This window comes from Enterococcus sp. C50, from assembly GCF_040887505.1.
Taxonomy (GTDB): Bacteria; Bacillota; Bacilli; order Lactobacillales; family Enterococcaceae; genus Enterococcus_B; species Enterococcus_B thailandicus.
Genome location: NZ_JBFOFW010000002.1, coordinates 308,412 through 327,561, shown reverse-complemented (window position 1 = coordinate 327,561; position 19,150 = coordinate 308,412). Strand labels below are relative to the sequence as shown.

22 protein-coding genes are annotated in these 19,150 nt (G+C 36.9%); all 22 read right to left on the bottom strand.

Annotation, left to right across the window (positions count from 1 at the left end; translation table 11 throughout):
* Positions 1 to 7: 7 nt before the first annotated feature.
* Positions 8 to 5,578: a phage tail tape measure protein gene (locus AB3I20_RS04185; protein WP_368027005.1), complete on the bottom strand. Its 5,571-nt coding sequence runs from the start codon at positions 5,576 to 5,578 to the stop codon at positions 8 to 10.
* A gap of 323 nt (positions 5,579 to 5,901) precedes the next feature.
* Positions 5,902 to 6,054 (bottom strand): hypothetical protein, encoded by a 153-nt coding sequence (locus AB3I20_RS04180; RefSeq protein WP_284591186.1) that lies wholly within the window; start codon positions 6,052 to 6,054, stop codon positions 5,902 to 5,904.
* Between the two features lie 231 nt (positions 6,055 to 6,285).
* Entirely contained in the window at positions 6,286 to 6,495 is a 210-nt protein-coding gene (locus AB3I20_RS04175; protein ID WP_368027004.1) for a phage tail tape measure protein, read from the bottom strand.
* A 200-nt stretch (positions 6,496 to 6,695) separates the two neighbouring features.
* A complete protein-coding gene (locus tag AB3I20_RS04170) occupies positions 6,696 to 7,787 on the bottom strand; it encodes a hypothetical protein (RefSeq protein WP_368027003.1) in 1,092 nt (363 codons plus the stop codon).
* A gap of 577 nt (positions 7,788 to 8,364) precedes the next feature.
* Positions 8,365 to 8,976 (bottom strand): hypothetical protein, encoded by a 612-nt coding sequence (locus AB3I20_RS04165; protein WP_368027002.1) that lies wholly within the window; start codon positions 8,974 to 8,976, stop codon positions 8,365 to 8,367.
* A gap of 14 nt (positions 8,977 to 8,990) precedes the next feature.
* A complete protein-coding gene (locus AB3I20_RS04160) occupies positions 8,991 to 9,149 on the bottom strand; it encodes a hypothetical protein (protein ID WP_368027001.1) in 159 nt (52 codons plus the stop codon).
* 20 nt (positions 9,150 to 9,169) lie between these two features.
* A complete protein-coding gene (locus AB3I20_RS04155; RefSeq protein WP_067481066.1) occupies positions 9,170 to 9,481 on the bottom strand; it encodes a hypothetical protein in 312 nt (103 codons plus the stop codon).
* Positions 9,482 to 9,541: 60 nt separating this feature from the next.
* Positions 9,542 to 9,772: an immunoglobulin-like domain-containing protein gene (locus AB3I20_RS04150; RefSeq protein WP_368027000.1), complete on the bottom strand. Its 231-nt coding sequence runs from the start codon at positions 9,770 to 9,772 to the stop codon at positions 9,542 to 9,544.
* A 19-nt stretch (positions 9,773 to 9,791) separates the two neighbouring features.
* Positions 9,792 to 10,241: an Ig domain-containing protein gene (locus AB3I20_RS04145; protein WP_368026999.1), complete on the bottom strand. Its 450-nt coding sequence runs from the start codon at positions 10,239 to 10,241 to the stop codon at positions 9,792 to 9,794.
* Positions 10,242 to 10,317: 76 nt separating this feature from the next.
* A complete protein-coding gene (locus tag AB3I20_RS04140; RefSeq protein WP_368026998.1) occupies positions 10,318 to 10,902 on the bottom strand; it encodes a major tail protein in 585 nt (194 codons plus the stop codon).
* Between the two features lie 73 nt (positions 10,903 to 10,975).
* Positions 10,976 to 11,386: a hypothetical protein gene (locus AB3I20_RS04135; protein ID WP_368026997.1), complete on the bottom strand. Its 411-nt coding sequence runs from the start codon at positions 11,384 to 11,386 to the stop codon at positions 10,976 to 10,978.
* Positions 11,383 to 11,790, bottom strand: coding sequence for a hypothetical protein (locus AB3I20_RS04130; RefSeq protein WP_368026996.1), 408 nt, complete (start codon positions 11,788 to 11,790; stop codon positions 11,383 to 11,385). The genes AB3I20_RS04135 and AB3I20_RS04130 overlap by 4 nt, the downstream gene beginning before the upstream one ends.
* Positions 11,783 to 12,133 carry a phage head-tail adapter protein gene (locus AB3I20_RS04125; RefSeq protein WP_368026995.1) on the bottom strand — a complete coding sequence of 117 codons (351 nt, stop codon included), beginning with the start codon at positions 12,131 to 12,133 and terminating at the stop codon, positions 11,783 to 11,785. Before AB3I20_RS04125 ends, AB3I20_RS04130 begins: the two co-directional genes overlap by 8 nt.
* Positions 12,120 to 12,479, bottom strand: a complete 360-nt coding sequence (locus AB3I20_RS04120) for a head-tail connector protein (protein WP_368026994.1) — start codon at positions 12,477 to 12,479, stop codon at positions 12,120 to 12,122. Before AB3I20_RS04120 ends, AB3I20_RS04125 begins: the two co-directional genes overlap by 14 nt.
* A gap of 76 nt (positions 12,480 to 12,555) precedes the next feature.
* A complete protein-coding gene (locus AB3I20_RS04115; RefSeq protein WP_368026993.1) occupies positions 12,556 to 13,728 on the bottom strand; it encodes a phage major capsid protein in 1,173 nt (390 codons plus the stop codon).
* 3 nt (positions 13,729 to 13,731) lie between these two features.
* Complete coding sequence (locus AB3I20_RS04110) at positions 13,732 to 14,454, bottom strand: head maturation protease, ClpP-related (protein ID WP_368026992.1); 723 nt, start codon at positions 14,452 to 14,454, stop codon at positions 13,732 to 13,734.
* Positions 14,455 to 14,699: 245 nt separating this feature from the next.
* Positions 14,700 to 15,935, bottom strand: a complete 1,236-nt coding sequence (locus AB3I20_RS04105; RefSeq protein WP_368026990.1) for a phage portal protein — start codon at positions 15,933 to 15,935, stop codon at positions 14,700 to 14,702.
* 2 nt (positions 15,936 to 15,937) lie between these two features.
* The gene (locus AB3I20_RS04100; protein WP_368026989.1) at positions 15,938 to 17,725 is read right to left on the bottom strand and encodes a terminase large subunit; all 1,788 of its coding nucleotides are present in this window, start codon (positions 17,723 to 17,725) and stop codon (positions 15,938 to 15,940) included.
* On the bottom strand, positions 17,716 to 18,237 hold the full coding sequence (locus AB3I20_RS04095; RefSeq protein WP_368027032.1) for a phage terminase small subunit P27 family: 522 nt from the start codon (positions 18,235 to 18,237) through the stop codon (positions 17,716 to 17,718). The genes AB3I20_RS04100 and AB3I20_RS04095 overlap by 10 nt, the downstream gene beginning before the upstream one ends.
* A gap of 131 nt (positions 18,238 to 18,368) precedes the next feature.
* Complete coding sequence (locus AB3I20_RS04090) at positions 18,369 to 18,608, bottom strand: hypothetical protein (protein ID WP_368026988.1); 240 nt, start codon at positions 18,606 to 18,608, stop codon at positions 18,369 to 18,371.
* The gene (locus AB3I20_RS04085; RefSeq protein WP_285701518.1) at positions 18,592 to 18,906 is read right to left on the bottom strand and encodes an HNH endonuclease signature motif containing protein; all 315 of its coding nucleotides are present in this window, start codon (positions 18,904 to 18,906) and stop codon (positions 18,592 to 18,594) included. Before AB3I20_RS04085 ends, AB3I20_RS04090 begins: the two co-directional genes overlap by 17 nt.
* Entirely contained in the window at positions 18,893 to 19,114 is a 222-nt protein-coding gene (locus AB3I20_RS04080; protein ID WP_368026987.1) for a hypothetical protein, read from the bottom strand. Before AB3I20_RS04080 ends, AB3I20_RS04085 begins: the two co-directional genes overlap by 14 nt.
* Positions 19,115 to 19,150 lie beyond the last annotated feature (36 nt).

Genomic DNA, 19,150 nt, shown 5'->3' with positions numbered 1-19,150 from the left:
TTATCTTTCACCTCCCTGCCGTATATTGAAGCTTGCTCCAGTCAGAACCCAAAAAATCATTTGCAGCCTTACCAATGTCTGACTTTTTAATACCAGAATCTTTCCCAAGAATCGCTTTAAGAATCATCATCAATTCATTGTGTTGTCGTTGCTGCTGCTTAATGAGTAATAACAGTTCTTCTGAGTTATCTGATTTTGCCGAATCTTTCGTACTACCGTTCTTGTTTCCAGACAGAAAAGCGAGTGCTTCTCCTATCAACTCAATCGCTCTAGTTTTTTTGGTCATAGGCACTACCATTTCTGGTTTATTTTTTTCGCCACCTCTATAAAGTCCATCCTGAGTTATCCATCCACCGTTCTCATAACCAACACCTTTCCAGCCAGCCAACAAACTACCATAAGTGCTCTTCGTGTAACGAATTGCAGCAAGAATATTACTGATTGGATCAAAAATATCTTTATCGAATCCAGCACGAGCGTTGCTTCTAAATGTTGGATCAATTACTTGCATCAATCCTTTTGACGGCGTTCCTCGCTTCGCATTGTCATCCCAAAGGTTAATCGCTCTTGGATCTCCGTTGGACTCCGTTTGCATTTGGTAAAGCAACGCATTCAGATTTGCAGTACTGTACTGATTTTCCATCTTTAATGCCTTAGTGGCTAGTGATCGCCATTTTTCAACACCACCACCGCCAGAACCAGCATTAAAAATATTTCCAGAACCCATCGAACCGTTCAAATGGACATGATCAAAGTGATCTCCATCAGGCCAATTTACCCAATTTCCGCTTGCTCCTGTTCCAGAAAGTCCCATGCGATCTCGAACTTTTCCGTTCGTGATTACATAAGCGATTTTTGAAGGGAACTTTTCAAACGCATAATTGGCAGCTTGTGTATAAATCGGACTACCACCTGTTACTCCTGGTAATGCAATATCAATTGCTTGGTGTTTTCCATGATAGTAGGCGTCTCCAGGACGATACCCAGATGTGATAGTCATACCAGGGAATTTCGACATCACTTTTTGTGCAACATCAACTAAATACTGATAGACACCATTTCCATTCATGCTGCCATCAAAACTTCCATGTGTGAAAAATTCACTCAATTTTGATTGAAGCATAGTATTAGCTGATTGAGACATCAACTTGACACCAGATTTTGTCATATCCAACCACGGCTCGCCGATACCGTCATACTTCACTTTACTATTCAGGAATTTTTGCATTGCTTTTTCATCATCTAACAAATCCACAATATCAAAATTACCGATACCATTTTCATATCTTGGAACGTCTAAACGACTTTTTAGTTTTTTCGTTAATGACGCATTTAAAACTTGTGCTCCTTTTGGCAAATTAACTAATAAGTCTCTTCCTTTTGCAATGAATCCTTTTCCGTCAGGCATTTGAACGTACTCTTCATGAACAGGGCCTTTTTGATCGTTAATCATAGCTAGTCCGCCGGGGTGAGCCTCTGTCCCTTTTGCGTATTGCGGAACTGTCCAAGTTCCGATTGATTTGCTAGACTCTACTTCTTTCAATACATAATTGACACCAGAAATCACACCGTTGACACCTTTACCAATGCCGCCAACCATTTTGTTGGCTACACCGTTCATCGTTGCATTCAAAGAACTACCCATCGAGTTAACGCCATTTATCAATGACTGCATCAAGAATGATCCAGCATTATAATAACCACCAGATTTTGAGCGCAAATTATTAACTGAGTCATTTCCTAGTTGATTCACTCTTGCAATAAAAGACCCATACAACGAGTTCCAACCGTTTAAGTTGTTTTGTTGCCAAGCACGACCATTGCCATACATTGGTGAATTGTAACTGCGTAATGTCGTCATTGCTTGATTACAGAATGAATTGATTACGCTAATAAATGACCCCGTCAGGCTATTCCAACCGTTCATTAAATTGCGATTCCAAGCAAGTCCTTGCAAATAATTCGGTGTATTTTGTATTTTTAATGCAGTTGAGTATTGATTGATAAAGAGTTTTTCATTACTCATGTAAGTAGGAACAACAGAGTTCCATCCGTCAGAAAGATTAGTCAACCACTCAGAGCCAATTAAAGCAAACTCAGGTGTTTTTTCTTCTAACTGTTCAGGTGTGATCGATTGAATATCTGTAGCTGCACTTGTTTTTGGTGCAACTGATTCTTCAGTCGTGATTCCTACACCTGTTTGTTGTCTTAATACTGCAGTTAATTCATTTATCGCAATAACTAGTGGTGCAAAGTTTGGAATTGTTGATACTGTAGAAATATTACCGATCCCATCAGCGTATCTTGAAAAGAGCTTTTTAGTTCGTGAAGCTTTTAAAACTTTTGAACCTCTTGGCAAATCAAGAACAACATTTCGCCCTTTTGGAATAAATGAATTTCCACTAGGTAGTTGCACGAGTTCTTCGTACATAGATCCTTTCTGGTCGTTGACCATTGCGGGTCCGCCGGGGTGGAAATTTGTTCCTTTTGCATTTCCAAGTGGGTTATTGCCTTTGAACACAGACTCTACTGTTAACTTCTTAAAGTCTTCTCTCGGAAGTTTATCCCAAGAATCTTTAAGGTTATTTATATCTACAGAAAGCCCTGAGGCGTTACTTACTGCATTCAGAATCTTCTCAATGGGATTAACTTTTTCGTTATAGGTGTTGATTACTTCTGTAGCATCGCTCACCGCACCCGTCACACTAGCGTTGTCACCTAAGATTTTTTTTAGCAACGGAAGTACATTTTTGTTGTATTCTTCCACACTAATTGTTCCATCTCTGACTTTAGCTAAAATATCTTCGTTATTGCCTAGCATTTGTTTGACTGGATCAGGTAATTTTTTCCAAGCTTCGAAAGATTCTTTCGAAGTGAAAATTTTATTCAACAAGTCTGAATTGTCAGCAAGCATATTCTTTTGATCTGTTGGCAATTCATTCCACTTATTTAATGACTCTTTCGAAGTAGTAATCTTCGTCAAAAAATCAAGATTATTTGCAAGTAACTTTTTCTCTGAATCTGGAATTTCGTTCCAGCGTTTTAAACTTTCTTCAGAAGAGAATATTTTATTTAGAAAATCCGAATTCTTCGCATATAGCTCTTTAATCTCTGGTGAAGTTTCATTCCAGATTTTTATTTTTTCCTCTGATTTAGAGAGAGTTTGTAGAAACTCATAATTGTCTGCATTTAAATCTTTAATCTCGGTTTTATAGTCATTCCAAAGGCCGAGATTAAACAGTGTTTCCGCCATAACTTCTGGTGTATTCGAATATAGAACAGCTTTCTTTTGTTCGAAAGTAAGCTCATCCCATTTACCATTAACTTGTAGGGCTTGAGTCATTACTTTTGTCACATTACTATCAAGCATAGCTTGTTGTTCAGTGAATGTAAGGCTATCCCATTTGCCATTAGCAATTGCAGCTTCAGCAATCATCATTTTAACATTCGATGATACATCAGCATCTTTACTAAGCCACATCAACTGATTCCAACCAGCCTCTGATTCAGCAGCTTCGTTTACAGCTTCTTGAGCATTTGTTTTAACTTCACCTGTTTTTTTATCAAGAACTAATCCATTCCAAAACTCTCCAAATTCATTTGCTTCATCTAAAGTTAACTTAATTTTTTCTTGATTTTCTTCTGCTGTTTTAGCAGCTGCTCTAGAAAAGTCACCCATAGTTTCCATCATCTTTTTATTTTGGCTTACTGCTGATTGTGCAGCGTCACCCATTGAGGAAATCAATTGCCCATTAGCTAAAAATACTTCATCTGCTAACTCTGGGTATTTACCTAGTATCGTTGCCATTTGATCTTCAGTAATTTGGTTAGCTGAATTACTGCTAGTTTCAAGTAAATTCAGCATTTTTTTAGCATAACTACTATTTAATTCATAGCCAGCATCAACCAACTTGTTTTTCATGTCTTCTTGCATTTTGGAGTATTCAATTTTTGATTGTTGCCGCTGTTCGCCAAGAGATTGTAACCATTCAGTTGCTTGGTCCTTTGTTGCCTGCGTAACATCACCAGTCATCGCCTTAAGAATTTCCTGAGTCTCTTTTTGCCCTTTTCCTAACGATTCTACATAAGCAGTTGCTGATTCTTCTGCTAAAGCCTTAATACGTATTGTGTCGTTATAAGTTAATTCTCGGTGACTGTTGGACGCTTGTTCACGAATACTTTGAATTTTCTCATTATTCGTCTTAACTATTTCAAGATATTCTTCTTGATTGTTAATTTCTTCTTGAGTTAATTCGTCTCCAGCATTTTTAACATCTTCTGGCAATGAGTTAACAATTTCTTTTAAATTCTCAATTTTTTTAACCATATTTTCTTCAATGGATTGCCCCATTTTAGAAAAATTGGTCACAATGGATTCCGTATTTGTAGAAATTCCTTGTTCTAATAACGTAAACTCACCAGATGCATTTTGAGTATTAGTTTGCATTTTTGTTAAAGTTTCGTCTGTTGTTTGTCCAACATCTAATCCCCAACGTTTTACCCTTTCGGAAGAATTCCAAGCTTCTTCTCCAAAGGTTTTCCAAGCACCATAGCCAAGTGCTAAAGCACCACCTACACCAACAACCCCAAGCAATGCAGGTCCCAACAATCCTAAAGAAGTCGTGACTGCTCCAATTCCGCTTGAACCTGCAGCAGTAGTTGCTGCACCTGCAGTTTTACCCAGCGCTGTAGTCAAACCACCTACTCCGCTAGCACCTGCTGTTTTAACAGCTGTCGTTCCCGCTGCAGCAACTGTTGTAGAGAATGATTCCATTGCTTTTTTCTCAGCAGCTTTTGCTGCTAAATCGACTAAACTACCAGTTAAGTTACCAACTGCTGTCTTAGTTTTCCCAATTACCTTAGTCGTAAATCCTAACACTTTCGTTGTTGGACCAATTGCAGCGACTATTCCTACCCATTTAATTATGTTTCTTTGTTGATCATCACTTAATGAAGAAAAAGATTCTGCTAAATCACCTAAATTTTTAATTAACGGTTTTGAAACTTCTAATCCGTCACGCAACGCATCCACAAAAGGTCCACCCAGATCAATCGCTGCGTTTACTGCTTCGTTTTTTAGCAGCTTCAGCTTAGATTCTGTTGTTTCATAACGTTTATTTGCTTCATCCGTCAAAGCTACATTTTCACCAAACGCTTTGTTTGAACGACTCACAGCATCTTTAAACAAATCACTGGCATTACCTGCGCGCAACAAGCTATCTCGCAAACGTACTTCTCTAATGCCCATTTCATCAAGCATTTCAATCGCAGACGTTCCTTGCGCTTCTGCGCCACCTAGACCCTCAACAAATTTACCAATAGCGCCAATGGCATCTTCTTCAAATGCTTTTTTGAACTCTTGTGCTGACATTCCGGCAATTTTACCGAAATTTTCAAGGTTGCTAGAAGCTTTCATGATTCCTGTCATTTCAGACGTTGTCATCCCAATTGAATTGGCTAGCGCTTTAAAGTCTTTTGAACTATTAGAAGACATCAATTCTAGCTCTCTTCGAGTCATTCCTGTTTTAGCAGATAAGTTTTCCATCTGGCCAAGTCCGGTTTTTGCAGCTACCTGCATATTCACCATGACCTTAGATATAGCAGAACCCAATTATGTTATCGCAAAGGCTTTTTATCCTTTACTTCTTACTGTCACCAGTAAGTTCGGCATATATTTTTACCCTCGTCTTATCCCGTTAGGGTAATCGACACTCGTGGGAAAATTTTATTCTATACTTTTTGAGTAAACAAAAAGCATAGGTTCATTTCCTATGCTCTACGGTGATACAAGCTCTTTAGTTCTTGTATTTACCTCGGTATTGACTCTTTTAATATAAACTAAAGAGTGTTTTACCGATTTTGTCGATTTTACACTGCTGATTTCTCAGCAACGGGGCAGTCTTACTTACCCATCTCTGCTTCAATACCAACCGATGAAAGCGCTGCGGCCAATCCTAAAATATCTCCTTGGCTCAAACCAATTTGACTACCTGCACCTGCAAGTCGAAGCGCCATCTCTGTAATTTCTGATTCAGTAGTTGCAAAGTTGTTCAATTTTTGTTATCGTGCGGGCTTTTTATCCCTCACTTCTTATGGTTTCCCATAAGTTCGGCGTACATATTCACCTTTCTTTTAGCAAGTTAAGGTGCTAACCACTCGTGGAAGTATTTTCGCTCTCTTAACGCTCAACTTCTACGCTCTACGGTGGCGAGTGATTTTCTCGCTTACCTCGGTATTAGCATGGTCTTATTACGACTTTAGCCTTCACCGATTTTGGTTAGTGTTTTATGCTACCAATTTCTTGATAGCCGGGCAACAATTTTTACCCAAATCAACGATAGAAGCACCTAAATTACTAAATTGATCCTGTGGTAATTTTGTGATATTGGCCAATCGAGCTAATGACGTTGCCGCGGTTTCGGCTGACATATTTGTCGATTCGCCCATGTCGATCATTGTTTTTGTAAAGCTAACAACATTTTCCGTTTTTATCAATTTTGTTATCGCAAAGGCTTTTTATCCCCTGCTTCTTATGGTTTCCCATAAGTTCAGCATACATATTCATCTTCAACTTTACTTGGTCAGATGCTAACCACTCGTGGAGGTATTTTTGCTCTCTTAGCGCTCAACCTCTATGCGTTACGGTGGCGAGTGATACTCTCGCTTACCTCGGTATTAACCTAGCAAAAAAAGACTTATAAAAAGCCCTTTAAGATATTTGGTATATTCTCTATTTCGTAGTAAGGAATTGCTATGAATGGTATTCTATTGTCTTGGCAGTATTTTAATTTGATGTTATCTCTCAGTTTCTGTTTTTTAAAAGCCGTTTCTCCACCAAAAAAATCTCTTTCTTTGTAATGTTGTTCTCCTTGAAATTCTATAAGAACGATACTATTATTAGAAAAAACTGCAAAGTCGAAAGGTAAAGGATTTTTTAACTTGCATTGATTTATTTTGTATTGAGTTTCATAACTGTAATCATTCTCAATTAAATATTTTTCAATAGCTAGTTCACCTTTACTAGCATTACATTTTGGGCAACGTTTCCCATTGTAAAAATTTGAAGGTTTAGTTTTCCAAGCGTTCCCACATTTTTTATGCTTTAATAATACTTTTTTATTAACAGATTCATATTTTCCAAGCACTTTGTAATCAGGGTCAATTTGATTAACTCTTTTTTCAAATTCTCTTTGTGTTAATTTTATATTATTGGCACACTTTGGACATCTTCTTTTTCCATTTATAAATTTATGTGGAGAAACTTCGTACTCACAACCGCATTTTTTATGTTTAATCAACGTCTTTTTTTCAACAGTAGTAAATTCCCCCAAAACTTCATACTCCCCATTCGCTACGAACATAAATTGTTTTAAAAATTCTTCATGTGTTCGATTGTGATTTGGTCTCATACAATCGGGACATCGTTGTCCATAAGAAAACTTGCTTGGAGTCATGAAAAAATTATGTCCACAAATCAAATGTTTTATCTCTACCTTTTCTTTTGAATTTCGGTATTCAGATAAAAGCAAATAACCTCCTCCATATTCGACCTCTTTTTTAAATTCTTTATGTGTTTTCGAATGTACTTGAGAGAGTTTTACTCTATGGCAGTTTTTGCAAGAACCTTTCAAAATATCCCACGGATTCTTATATTCTGTCGTACCACAATGAGAACATCTAGAATATATTTTAGTTTTTGCATCTATATATTCAGATAAAATTATAAAACGTTCTCCTTGTTTTTCACGAACTTCTTCAATAAATTCTTCATGTGTTTTTCTTTTCAAAATAATTACCTCCCCAGATAATCAACCCAAAAAGCGTAGGAAAGGAAGCGGGTTACTTCCTGTTCGAGAGCTACTCTATCCTACTCTCTTATTATACCATTTTTTTGCTTTAGCCTTCACCGATTTTGGTTAGTGTTTTAAGCGACCAATTTCTTGGAAGCTGGGCATAAAATTTTACCCAATTGTCCGGCAGCTTCTGCTACACCAGCAATTTCTTGATGGCTGGCAGGCAGCTGAGTTGCTAGTTTTCGAAGACCGCTTTCTAAATCGCTATAAGAATAAACAACGTTTCCGTTCGAATCTATAACCTCATCGTTAGTTTTCTTTCAATTTTGTTATCGTGTGGGCTTTTTATCCCTCACTTCTTATAGTTTCCTATAAGTTCGGCGTACATTTTGAACTCAAAGCATGAGCTCTCGAACACTCGTGGGAGCATTATATTTATTCAGCTCCTACGCTCTACACTACTTACTAGCCTTACGTAATCTAGTAAGTTAGCACGGTATTAACATAGTTTTTGGTATAATAAAAATCCTAAAACTTTAGTCTTCACCGTTTTTGCTCGATTTAATTACCCTTACATCGCTATAAGGGAGGGCAAAGAATTCACCCCTGCGAAGGCACTTTCCCAAGAAATAGCAGCAGTTGTAACTGCTGCAGTTCCTGCAACGATTGGTGCTGTCACTCCAACTGTTAAAGCAGTGCCAGCGCTAGAAACCTTGTTTCCAAAAGACTCGATTCGTTTTCCTGATTCTATCCACTGAGCTGACTCCGCTTTTAGCCAACCAGTGGTTCCTTCTGTTTCTACCTTCATGCGAGCAAGTTGCCCGACAGTATTTTTCATTTGAGTTTCGTAACTAGCTGATTTCGCAGTTGCCTGATTTAATTGATTAGCATATTTCACAGTTGAAGCCGTAGCATTTCCATTTGCATCAAAACTATCCTTGTAAGCTTTTGTTAGCAATTCGACTTGGCGCTCATTGGATTGGAGCACGCTCCCCAAACCATTGTACTTAGCTTCAAGCACTCCGAGTGAATTCCCTGACGCACTCATCACTTTCATTTGCGCTTGCATTGCTTTTGTCTGGTGAGTGACTGCATTTTTTGCTCCTGTTAATCCTTTAGATAGCCCTGAGCTATCTAAATCTAGCTTGATAATCATGTTGCCAAGCGGCTTTCCCTTTGCCATAGTTTTCCTCCTTTCTATATAGATTTAAGAAAGTCTTTCAAATCAACTTCTTTTGTTTTTTCTTTTTTAGGTTCTGTGCAAGCAATTTTCACCATCATCTCAATTGAATTGTTCTCAATATCTGACAATGACCAGCCGGCTTTTACCAACTCTCTGCACAAATTTAAGTACATTTCTTCCGCTTCTTCAGGCGTTACTTTTTTGCTTCTGGATCGGGATTTTCTTCAACTCCCATAACTTGTCCTAAAATGTCATCCAAGACTTCGATTGTTTTTTCGCTAGGTAACCCGTCTAAGATTTGATCGTCAGTCAATTTGTCATCTCTAAAAATTTGTTTAGCAAATGTCAAATAATGTTCGAGCTGATCCCACATTTTTGTTCCTTCAGTATTTAATTTTTTAATTGTTTCTAATGCCGTTCGATAATCTTTCCCAGTTGTATCCAAATTTTCAAAAACTTCTTTTTTGCCTTCTTTGTTTTTTAAAACTAGTTGTACTTTCGCCATTATTTTTCCTCCTACATAAATAAAAAGGCTAACTAATAATAGTTAACCTTTTACTGATTTCTATTTAATTTCAACGCGTTTTTTGCTCGCGATTACTTCATTATTTTCGTTCCAACCCTCAATCTCAACGAGGTCGTTTACATCAGTTATCCCCGCGTTAATGTAGTAGTCATACTTACCATTGAGAAATGTTCCGCCAATTGCTTGGCCAACCCCATTAACGTATACCCGCGCACGTTTAATATTCCCTTCATAAGAACCATACATATATTTTTCACCGATCGTGTACACATCAGGTATTATCGCGGGGCTAACTGGGTGTTACAGTGACGGTACATTTAGCAATTTTCCCACCATCATTCGTTGTAAAAGTAACGTCTGTTGTACCATCGGCAGGTGCATCAGCTTTAACTGTCACTGTTCCACCGCTAACAGTCGCAACAGCTGTATTTGAGCTGCTCCATGCTCCCGTTTTATCAGTTGCGTTTGTCGGAGTTACTGTGGGAGTTAATTTTAGCGTTTCACCTTGTGCTAATGTAGCTGTTGTTTTGTCTAAAGAAACTCCTGTAACAGAAATAGGTAACGTTTTAAAGGCTGGAACATCCACCTTTGCGCTTTCTACTTCATTTTCAATAGCTATAGCATAATAATCGCCTGCGGCTACTTGTGTATCAGCAGAAATCCCTGTAATCGCTAATGGGCTTTCTCCTTCTACAATTTTTGTTCCATCTTTTTTATGAATTCTAAATGTACGTGTCATATTGTTCTCCTTTCTTAACTAAGCGCGACGGTTGCCCCATCCGTTGTTGGAGTAACGGTCCCAACAATGGGGCTTGTTACTCCCCCGCTGGGAAAACTAACCCTTTCAACTCTGCAATAGAAGCTTCTTCTTTTCCGATATATTTTGCTACGGATTGGCCATTGGCTTCTCCATCAGCGTCACTAGCGACAGCTGCAAAAACATATTCTTCAGCATCTGGTTCAAAGGCATCATTTGTTAAAGTATTTAAGTTAATCGACTCACGACTGAATCGTCCCTTAAACACGGCAAGCATTGCTAATTCTCCACTTAAATCTGACGATTCTAACAAAACAGCGCAGTAAGGAGGCTCTGTGTCTTTTCCCAAGAAGCTGATTTTGCTTTCATTTGTTGCATAGCCTAAAATTTTATCGTTTACTTCTTCCGGTAAATCTAACAATCCAAAATTCACACTGACATCCCCAGTACCTTTTTGAGAAACGTAATAAGCAATGTCAGAACCGTAAACTTTCGATGGCTCTTTTGATAAACCAGTAATCTCAGCTGAAACAGTAGCACCTTTGTCTTGTTTACCTTCAATTACGAATTGATTAGCGACTGGAATTTTCCCGTTTTCATCAAAGACACCAATCGTCATTTTTTTAAATCCTACTAAAGTCATAAATTTTTCCTCCTAATTTTTGACAACAAAAAAAGACACGATTTTTCGTGTCTTGGTTCTTGTTATCCATTTTTTAATAGTTCGTATCATAAATTTTTGTATTTCCGTCGTAGCGACGTGCGTCTACAAAACGTTTCGTTTCTGTAAAATACTCATCAAGTCCTTGACCAGAAACTTGACCAAAGCCCAGTTTTTTCATTTCTTTTTTTATTTCATACTGAATTTGCTTACATGTTGTTCTATAAGTCGATTCAACATCTATTTGAATCAAATGCTCTATTGACAGTTCTTGGTCACTGCCGTGATATGCTTCGTTAGGCACATCCACAGGTCTGATTGTGATAAAAGCACCTGTCTTATCTGCTGTTTCTGGTTGTTCATAGAATTTGATGCGATATTGTTCTGTTTCTTCGTTGTAAGTCATAGAATGAATATATTCATTTGAACAAAGAGATTCATAAATAATATTGAGCATATCTTTCATAAACTTTTTTTAACCTCCTGTGCTACTTCATTGAGGTATATTGGTTCTGATTTTTTCAGTGACTTAGTAATTACACCAAATCCACGTGGTTTGATTTGTTTGCCTTTTCGCGTATACCCCCACTCATTTAAGTGAATAAGTCGATATCGCTGGTGTGGCCCATTCCAACCGATTTCAGCCTCTACTTTTTGACTTTTGTAGGTAGCATCTTTTCTTACAACTTCATCGATCGTATATCCTTTATCTTTAAATACGAGCAGGTCTGTTTGAAGATTCTTCTCGACTTTTTCAGCACCAGTGTTCACGGCCTTTCTGGTCACCGTTCGCATTTTCTTTTCCCCAAGCGTGCGTTCAAGTGCTTGTATCGTTTCTTGTATTCCTTGAAATTCTACACTTCTAACCATCACGTGTAATTCCTAAAAGGATCGTAATGAATCTATTTTCAGCTATGTCATTTCTTACATCTAAAATATTCCAGTTTCCAGATAAACGGTAATCTTTAATCTCAACAAAATGATTATTTATTGGAATATACTTTCCTCTAGGGTCTCTAATGATAATAGTTGTACCTTCTTTTGTACCAGTACCGTTTAAAATTTCTAAATCTTTTCTTGAAGGAGCGTAAATTTCTGCGCGTGTACTATACAACACTTTTTTCTCTTTTTCACCTGGTTCTGGTCCACTATTAGGTTGATATTCCCAGAAATAAACGACTGTATTTAATTTTCCTGTTCTACTTTTTCTCAATACTTCCACCTTCTTTAAAAACTAAATAACTAGCTTTTAATTGTAAGAGAATTGAGTTAAACCCTAAATCGTATTCTCTTAGCGACCCGCTCTGCGTTTGAGATTCGATTGTTGCCGAACCCGCATGGTAATAGTGATCTGCTAATAACAAAATAGCTAAGTTGAGCAAATCATCGATCTCATTTTTTTGTGAATAAAAAGAGGGCTTATCGTTGCCGATTGCCCCCTTCGTGTATGCAATTGCTGCCATTGTCGCACGCTTAATACCTAGAACGTCATCTGAAAAGTCTTCCCGTAAAGCTGTTTTTATTTCTTCCAAATCTTCGGACTTGTTTGGATCTAGCATGATACATTCACCACCTAACCAAGGTTCACAGTCGCCCCATCAACAGTCGGAATTACATCCCCAATCACTGCAGGGGCTATGCTTTTTTTACTGTTGCTAATCGAAATGCTGAGGCTAATTTAATCTGATGGTCGAACCAAGCAGTCACTACAAATGAATGCATACCAGTCTTAACATTTTTATCTTGTTCATATAAAGCATTGATATCGTAGTTATAGTGAGAATAGCTAAAGTCTCCTACAACAGGAGTCACTGCTTTATCGATAAACACTGTTGGATATCCTAAGACTTCTTCTGGTTTTTTCCCAAATAGAGATTCTGCACCGTTAGTAAGGTCTTTAATCATTGAATAGTAGTCAGCTTTTCGCATAGCAACAACTGCATTCTCAGCAAAATTATCTTCTAAATCAGCAGCTGCTTGAATAATCGATTCAAATAATGTTTCAGCTTCAATTTTCTTGATGTTTACAACTGTTTCATCATAAAAACTCATATGTTCCTCACCTGTTTTAGGAGTCGTAGAGAAGGCCACTTTTTTCTCTTTAAAGGCTACTCCTCCTTGTAAATTTTGCTCAACAGTAGAAACTAAATCTGTATTCGTTCCATTTACAACTGTTTCTGATAGATCAGTAAATACTTTGAATTTATGACGACCAAATGTAACTACACTCCCTGTCGCTTTTAGCTCTTTAGCTGTTTGTCCATCTTCAATAAAATCGTCATCATCTAAAGTAAATGTCACTTTTGGTAATTCCAAATTTGGAATAGTTGTAATGGCAGATAGCCCCCGTAGTGGATTTTTCACTACTGGATCTGAAATGACGCTAGTTCCAGTATTTTTTGGAATAAAACTTTTACCACCAGTTGATGTATCATCAATTAAAGCTTGAAAAATATTGTTATCATAAGATTGATTCAACTGATCCATAGCATCCTTCGACACTGCGTCTTTTTTCATAGTTGCTCGAATCAACGCAGCTTTCGCATCAATCAGTTTTTGTTTTGGGTCTTCTGCTGTCGAAAAAGATTGTTTAGATAAGCTCGCTTTTTGTTCTGTTTCCATTTGATCATGTTGAGCTTTAATAATATCAAATCGTTGTTGCAATTCCTCCGAAGTTTTATTTAGTTGGTTTAATTCTTCCACGCTAACTGCCGGATCTGCAGCTTTTTGTGAAATTTCATCTTTTGTTTTCTGAATTTGATTACCAATCGTAGTCATATCCTGTTTTAATTCAAAAATTGTTTTCATAAATTATAGTCCTCCTAAAATTTCGCCAATAAAGGCCTTGTCTTGTTGTGCTTTTTGGATAATTTCTTCCCTTTTGCTTTTACTCAATTCCTTTTCTTGTGTTGACATCAATAGCTCATCAGGAACATTTTGATAGGCAGCAAAGAGTTTTTTACTGATGGAGGCAGCTATCTGATTCGTAGATTCTACAACATCACAAAGCCCCAAATCATAAGCATCCTGAGCGGATAACCATGTTTCTTCATCCATAACTTGTTTAATTTTTTCTTCCGTTAGCTTCTCACCAGCTTTATTTAAATAAGTAATAACTGAAGACTCAGCTATTTTATCTAAATCATTCGCTTGCTTTCGAAGTTCTTTTGCATTTCCAACGGAAAATGTCCATGGATTATGGATCATCAACATACTATTTTCTGGCATAACAACTTTATCGCAACTTGCAACAATTACACTTGCAATTGACGCCGCTAATGCATCGACATAAGCAGTAACTTTGGCCTTATGCTGTTTTAACATATTTCCAATCGCAATTCCTTCAAAAACCGAGCCTCCAGGTGAGTTTATGTGTAAATTGATTTGATTAACTTCACCTAAAGCTTTTAAATCTTTTTGAAAGCTAGCTGCTGTTGTATCTGCATCGTCCCATTTATAAGAGACAATTTCTCCAAAAATAAAAACATCAGCTTCATCATTTGTTGATTGTTTAATTTCCCAAAATTTTTTCATTTCTACCCTCCTTTCAATGAAAAATAAAAAATCGTTACTTTTCTGCAACAATTTTGATGTATTTATACATATCTTTATCTATATCTTTAATTAGCTTTTCATAGCTTCTCATTGCTACTTCCTTATTGAACAGGTATTGTGCCCTGATTAACAAAACATATAATTTGAAAATAGTTTTTGTTTTAATGTGTAATTTTATTGTTTTGTTCTCGATAACGCTCACCCCCCACATCCATAAAAAAGACTTATTCTTCATTGTTCAAGTCTTGATTACTTGATTTATTTGATTTTCTTAGCGTAGGGTCCATTTCCTGAGGATACATGTCACCTGAAATCCATAATTTCGAAGCTTTCCCACCTCTAGGAGGCATCTCTTCTAACATTCTGGCCTCGTCAGGAGACATCCATCCATCACGGATACCTCCATGGTAGAATTTTTGTCGTGCATCACTATCTCCTCTAAGCAATCCCATCATATTAAACTTAAAATAGTATCCTGCTAATCTTTCTTTTTTAGTGAGAATTTTTTTATTAAACTCTCGCTCATATTGTTTGACGATTGGTGTGAGTGTCATATTTACAAACAACTGCATCAATTGCTCATTAGATGAAAAACTACTGCTAGACGAATTTAAAAAAATACTTGGTACATTATAAACATTAGCAATTCTATCTCTAGTAATTTCTTCTGTTATTTTCATATCTGTAGCCACAAAATTTCTTTCCATTTCCTCGATGGTTACGCCAGGCTCTTGAAATAAAACCCCTCCATTTTCTTCATAAAAACGCCTAAAGTCTTCAACAACAGCCTCTCTTTTTTCTTTATCTACGCTAGAAGCATAAGTTAAAATAAATGAGTCTCTAAGAGATTGCATTTCTTTTAGAGAGAATTCCCTGACAGCTTTATCAAAATCATTTGAATTTTTTAAAACTTTTATTGGGCTAATCCCTTTCCAGTTGCCGCTTCCAGCGATATGTCTAACATGAATAACATCAGAATTATGGAAATAAAATGTTTTTCCATCGTTATTTACTTGATACCAAAGCTCCTTGCTGTTTTGCTCAATTACTGGCTCTACATATGTCGGGTTAAAAGGAACCAGCATATCGAGTTGCCCTCTAACATCTCTAATAATCAAAGCATATCCGTTGCCATTTGTATTTCTACTAACCTCAAGAACACCTATTACTTGATCCAAAGTCTGATTTTTATTTGGAAAGTAAACTAACCGATCCATATGATCATCAAATTGCTGATCATAATTTAGATACTTTTTGAAAGGTAAACTAGCTAAAGTATTACTTAATCTCGAAACTACCGAAAAAATGTTTTCGTTTGTCTCTAAAGTAGAATTTTCTATACCAAAAAATGTTTTTCCAATCCATGCCTTAAAGCTGCTCGTTGAACTGTAATCTTTAATGACGGACTGCTTTACAAATTTTGGAGTTAGTTTGTTCACAACTTTTTGAAATCTATTCATCGCTACCCTCCTTTCATCATATCTCTAATGCTTATGAATCCAACCGCACCACTTTGATTTGCCTTAGTGGCTAACATTTCAACTACACTGACATGGCTATTCAAAACCGCTGCAAAGCCATCAATTTTCCGATTTTTTGATTGTTTAGTTGGCATCCAATTATTGTTTCTATCCTGAACCAGTTTTACATTTGACAGATACCAACGAAAAATTTTTTGATTATTAAAAATTACTTTCCCGTCCAGAAACCTCTCTTTAAAATCTTTCATAGGCCCACCAAGGGTTATAAACCCCTGTACAGCTTCTTCCATGACAAATCCGAAATCAATTAGTTGCTGATTTAAAATAAGACTGTTTCTCCGGTCATACCTTACTTTTAATATTTTGTATTTTTTTGACTGTTCTACAAACCAATCAAAAACGTATTGATAATCTACATAGTTGCCAGGTGTGATGGTTAAATCGCCAGTTTTTATCCAAGCATCTAAGCGCTGTTGATTGTTGTCATTGTTGTATCTTTCTTGAGATATCCAATTATGTTCCAGTATTGCTAATTCACCAGTTTCATAAATAGGGAACTCAAGGCAAGCAGAAGTAAAGTCCTGTGTTTCTGATAAATCGTATCCTGCAACACATTCCTTGTTTTCCATATCTTTCCAGTCTATTACTTTGCTGTTTTTATTTATTGTTTGCATATCTAAAAATGATAATTCATCTATATCCGAAAACAGATTGAACTGTTTTGTAATCCAATCAGCACGTTCCTGAGGACTATTTCTTTCTGTTTTCCAATCTGTTACTAAATCAACAAACGACATTAGTCCTATGTTAGGATTCGCTTTAATCCAATTACGTGGATCATCAGCTTCCATCATATCATCAAGTTTTGCAACAAAATAAAAAACCCGCTCATCTAGTCCATCTTCAAGATGTTCCAAACAATCGAGTGCATTATCATAATATTGCATTAGTGGTCCATCTAATACATAACCAGCAGTAGTAATGTAGGTAATCAGAGGTTGACGTCTTGTTCCACGAGATTTTTTAATAACATTTATCAGTTTAAAATTGATAAATTCATGTATTTCATCAAATATAGCAAAGTGAGTATTTAATCCATCTAATTTTTTACTATCAGAAGCACGAGCTTCCATTTTTGAAAAAGTAGACTCATCTTTAATTGTTGATCGTTGAGGCTTATATTTTTTATCTAATCGAGGTGATTGTTTAACCATCTCTTTTGTTTTATCGAATAAAATAGACGCTTGATCCTTAGCATTTGCCAGTACATATACATTTGCACCTTGTTCTCCATCGTAACCGAGCATATAAGCAGATAAACCACTGATTAAAGATGTCTTTCCATTCTTACGTCCAACGAACGTCAGCGCTTCACGAAATCTTCGAATGCCAGTATCTTTATGCACCCACCCGAACATTGACCCTATGATAAAGTGTTGCCACGGCTGCAAAACAAAACGATCAAAATCTCCTTCTGTCGGACGGCAATTTTCTTCAATAAATCGAATTGGCCGGTGGCCAGCTTTTTCATCGAAAATCCACGGAAATTCTTCTGTGCCCTGCCTTTTCAAATCCATTAGATGTCGTTTTGCAGCTAGTACATTTTCCTTGCTCGCCGGTATAGACTTGTCTATCAATCGCTCAGCATACCAAGTCGTCAATAATTCCGGATAAGGATCTAAAAGAATCCCTCCCCATGAAGCCTGCTCATTTTTATAGTTAGACCACCATTTTTCTAACTCTGAATAAGATAGCTCCATTAAGTCCATTCGGAATCATCCCCGTCGTCTTGCGCCAACTTGATGGCTAATTTTGCTCTAGAAGCAGGTGATAGCCCCAAATCACTACCAAAAACACGTACATTTTTTGAACAAGTATCCATCTGCTTAGCTAGCGGATTACCATACATTTCAGATGGTTCCACAAACTCGTCTCCACTGTCTTCCGCCTGTTTTTTTCTTTTTTGGTATTCTTTTTTATATTCTCTTTGCATTTTTTTATATTGCTTATGCAAATTGACATATTGAGAGTACCAGTCACTATACATTGCCATAGAATAGATATCCGGGTTCATTACAAGGTCGATAGATAGCAATTCTTTTTTTATAAACTCAAATACTTCTTTTCCTTGTTTATCTAACCAAGAAGGCGCTCTAATTTCATCTGCCTTCATTTGCATTTTTTCTTCAAATTCAGCTCGTTTTTTCAAGTCTTTAGTATTTTTCTTATTGGGATTCTTTTGTAGTAACTGTAACCTTGCGCTTTTAGCTGGTCGTGGCATCTTATCACCTTCTTTCATCAAAAAATACCGTGAATTTGAACAACCAAAAAAAATGAAAAGCGGTAATTGTGTACAGGAAGGAACTCACCGGTCTTGGCGCTCTCCTAATCCTACTTTTCGAAGTAGGGGGGCTACTTAATTTCGATATAATCCAGACTCAAAGTTAGATCATTCATTCTCGCAACGTCTATTTCTGGCAAGTTCAGCGTTTTACCAAAATATCCACCATCCAAAATTACATTCTCTTTTCTTACTTTATTTTTAAACTCTTCTAATTGTTCTATTACGCCCTCTAACCACTCTACTTGTTGAGTTACGGTTGCCTTATTTGTTATGCCAATGCCATGCGACTGTTTATTCTCTTGTTGCATAAAACTTCACAACCTTTCTTTTTGTCTTTATTTTCTTCTTACCTCCAGATTTCTCTGGATGCTCTTTGTTATGACAGGAAAGACAAACAAGTTCAAGGTTATTTATGTCCCAAAACTTAGTTATATCTTCTCTTGCTTCGATTACGTGGTGAACAACCACTCCTCTCGTGACAATCCCTCGACGCTTACACTCTTGACATACACCAAAGTCTCTAGATATGACTAATTCTCTAAGCTTTCTCCACCTGCTCGTTTTATAAAGTTTATCAATTTCATCTCTTAATCTAGCTTCTCCCATTTCTATTACGTAGCATCTTCCACTGTTCCGATGTATAAAATGCTGGATTGACATAGTACATCAATCCACGTCTGCTTGTTACCGCCGTTGTTTCTGCCAAATCTTCTATGATCTGCTTTGCTTGATCATATCCAAATTGTTCTACAAATCTCCAAGCGTTCCGCTCATTGATAGTAACTTTTCCAAAGTTAGTCACCAACATCGTCATTCCCCTCCACCCCATCTTTCTTGATTTCTATGCCGA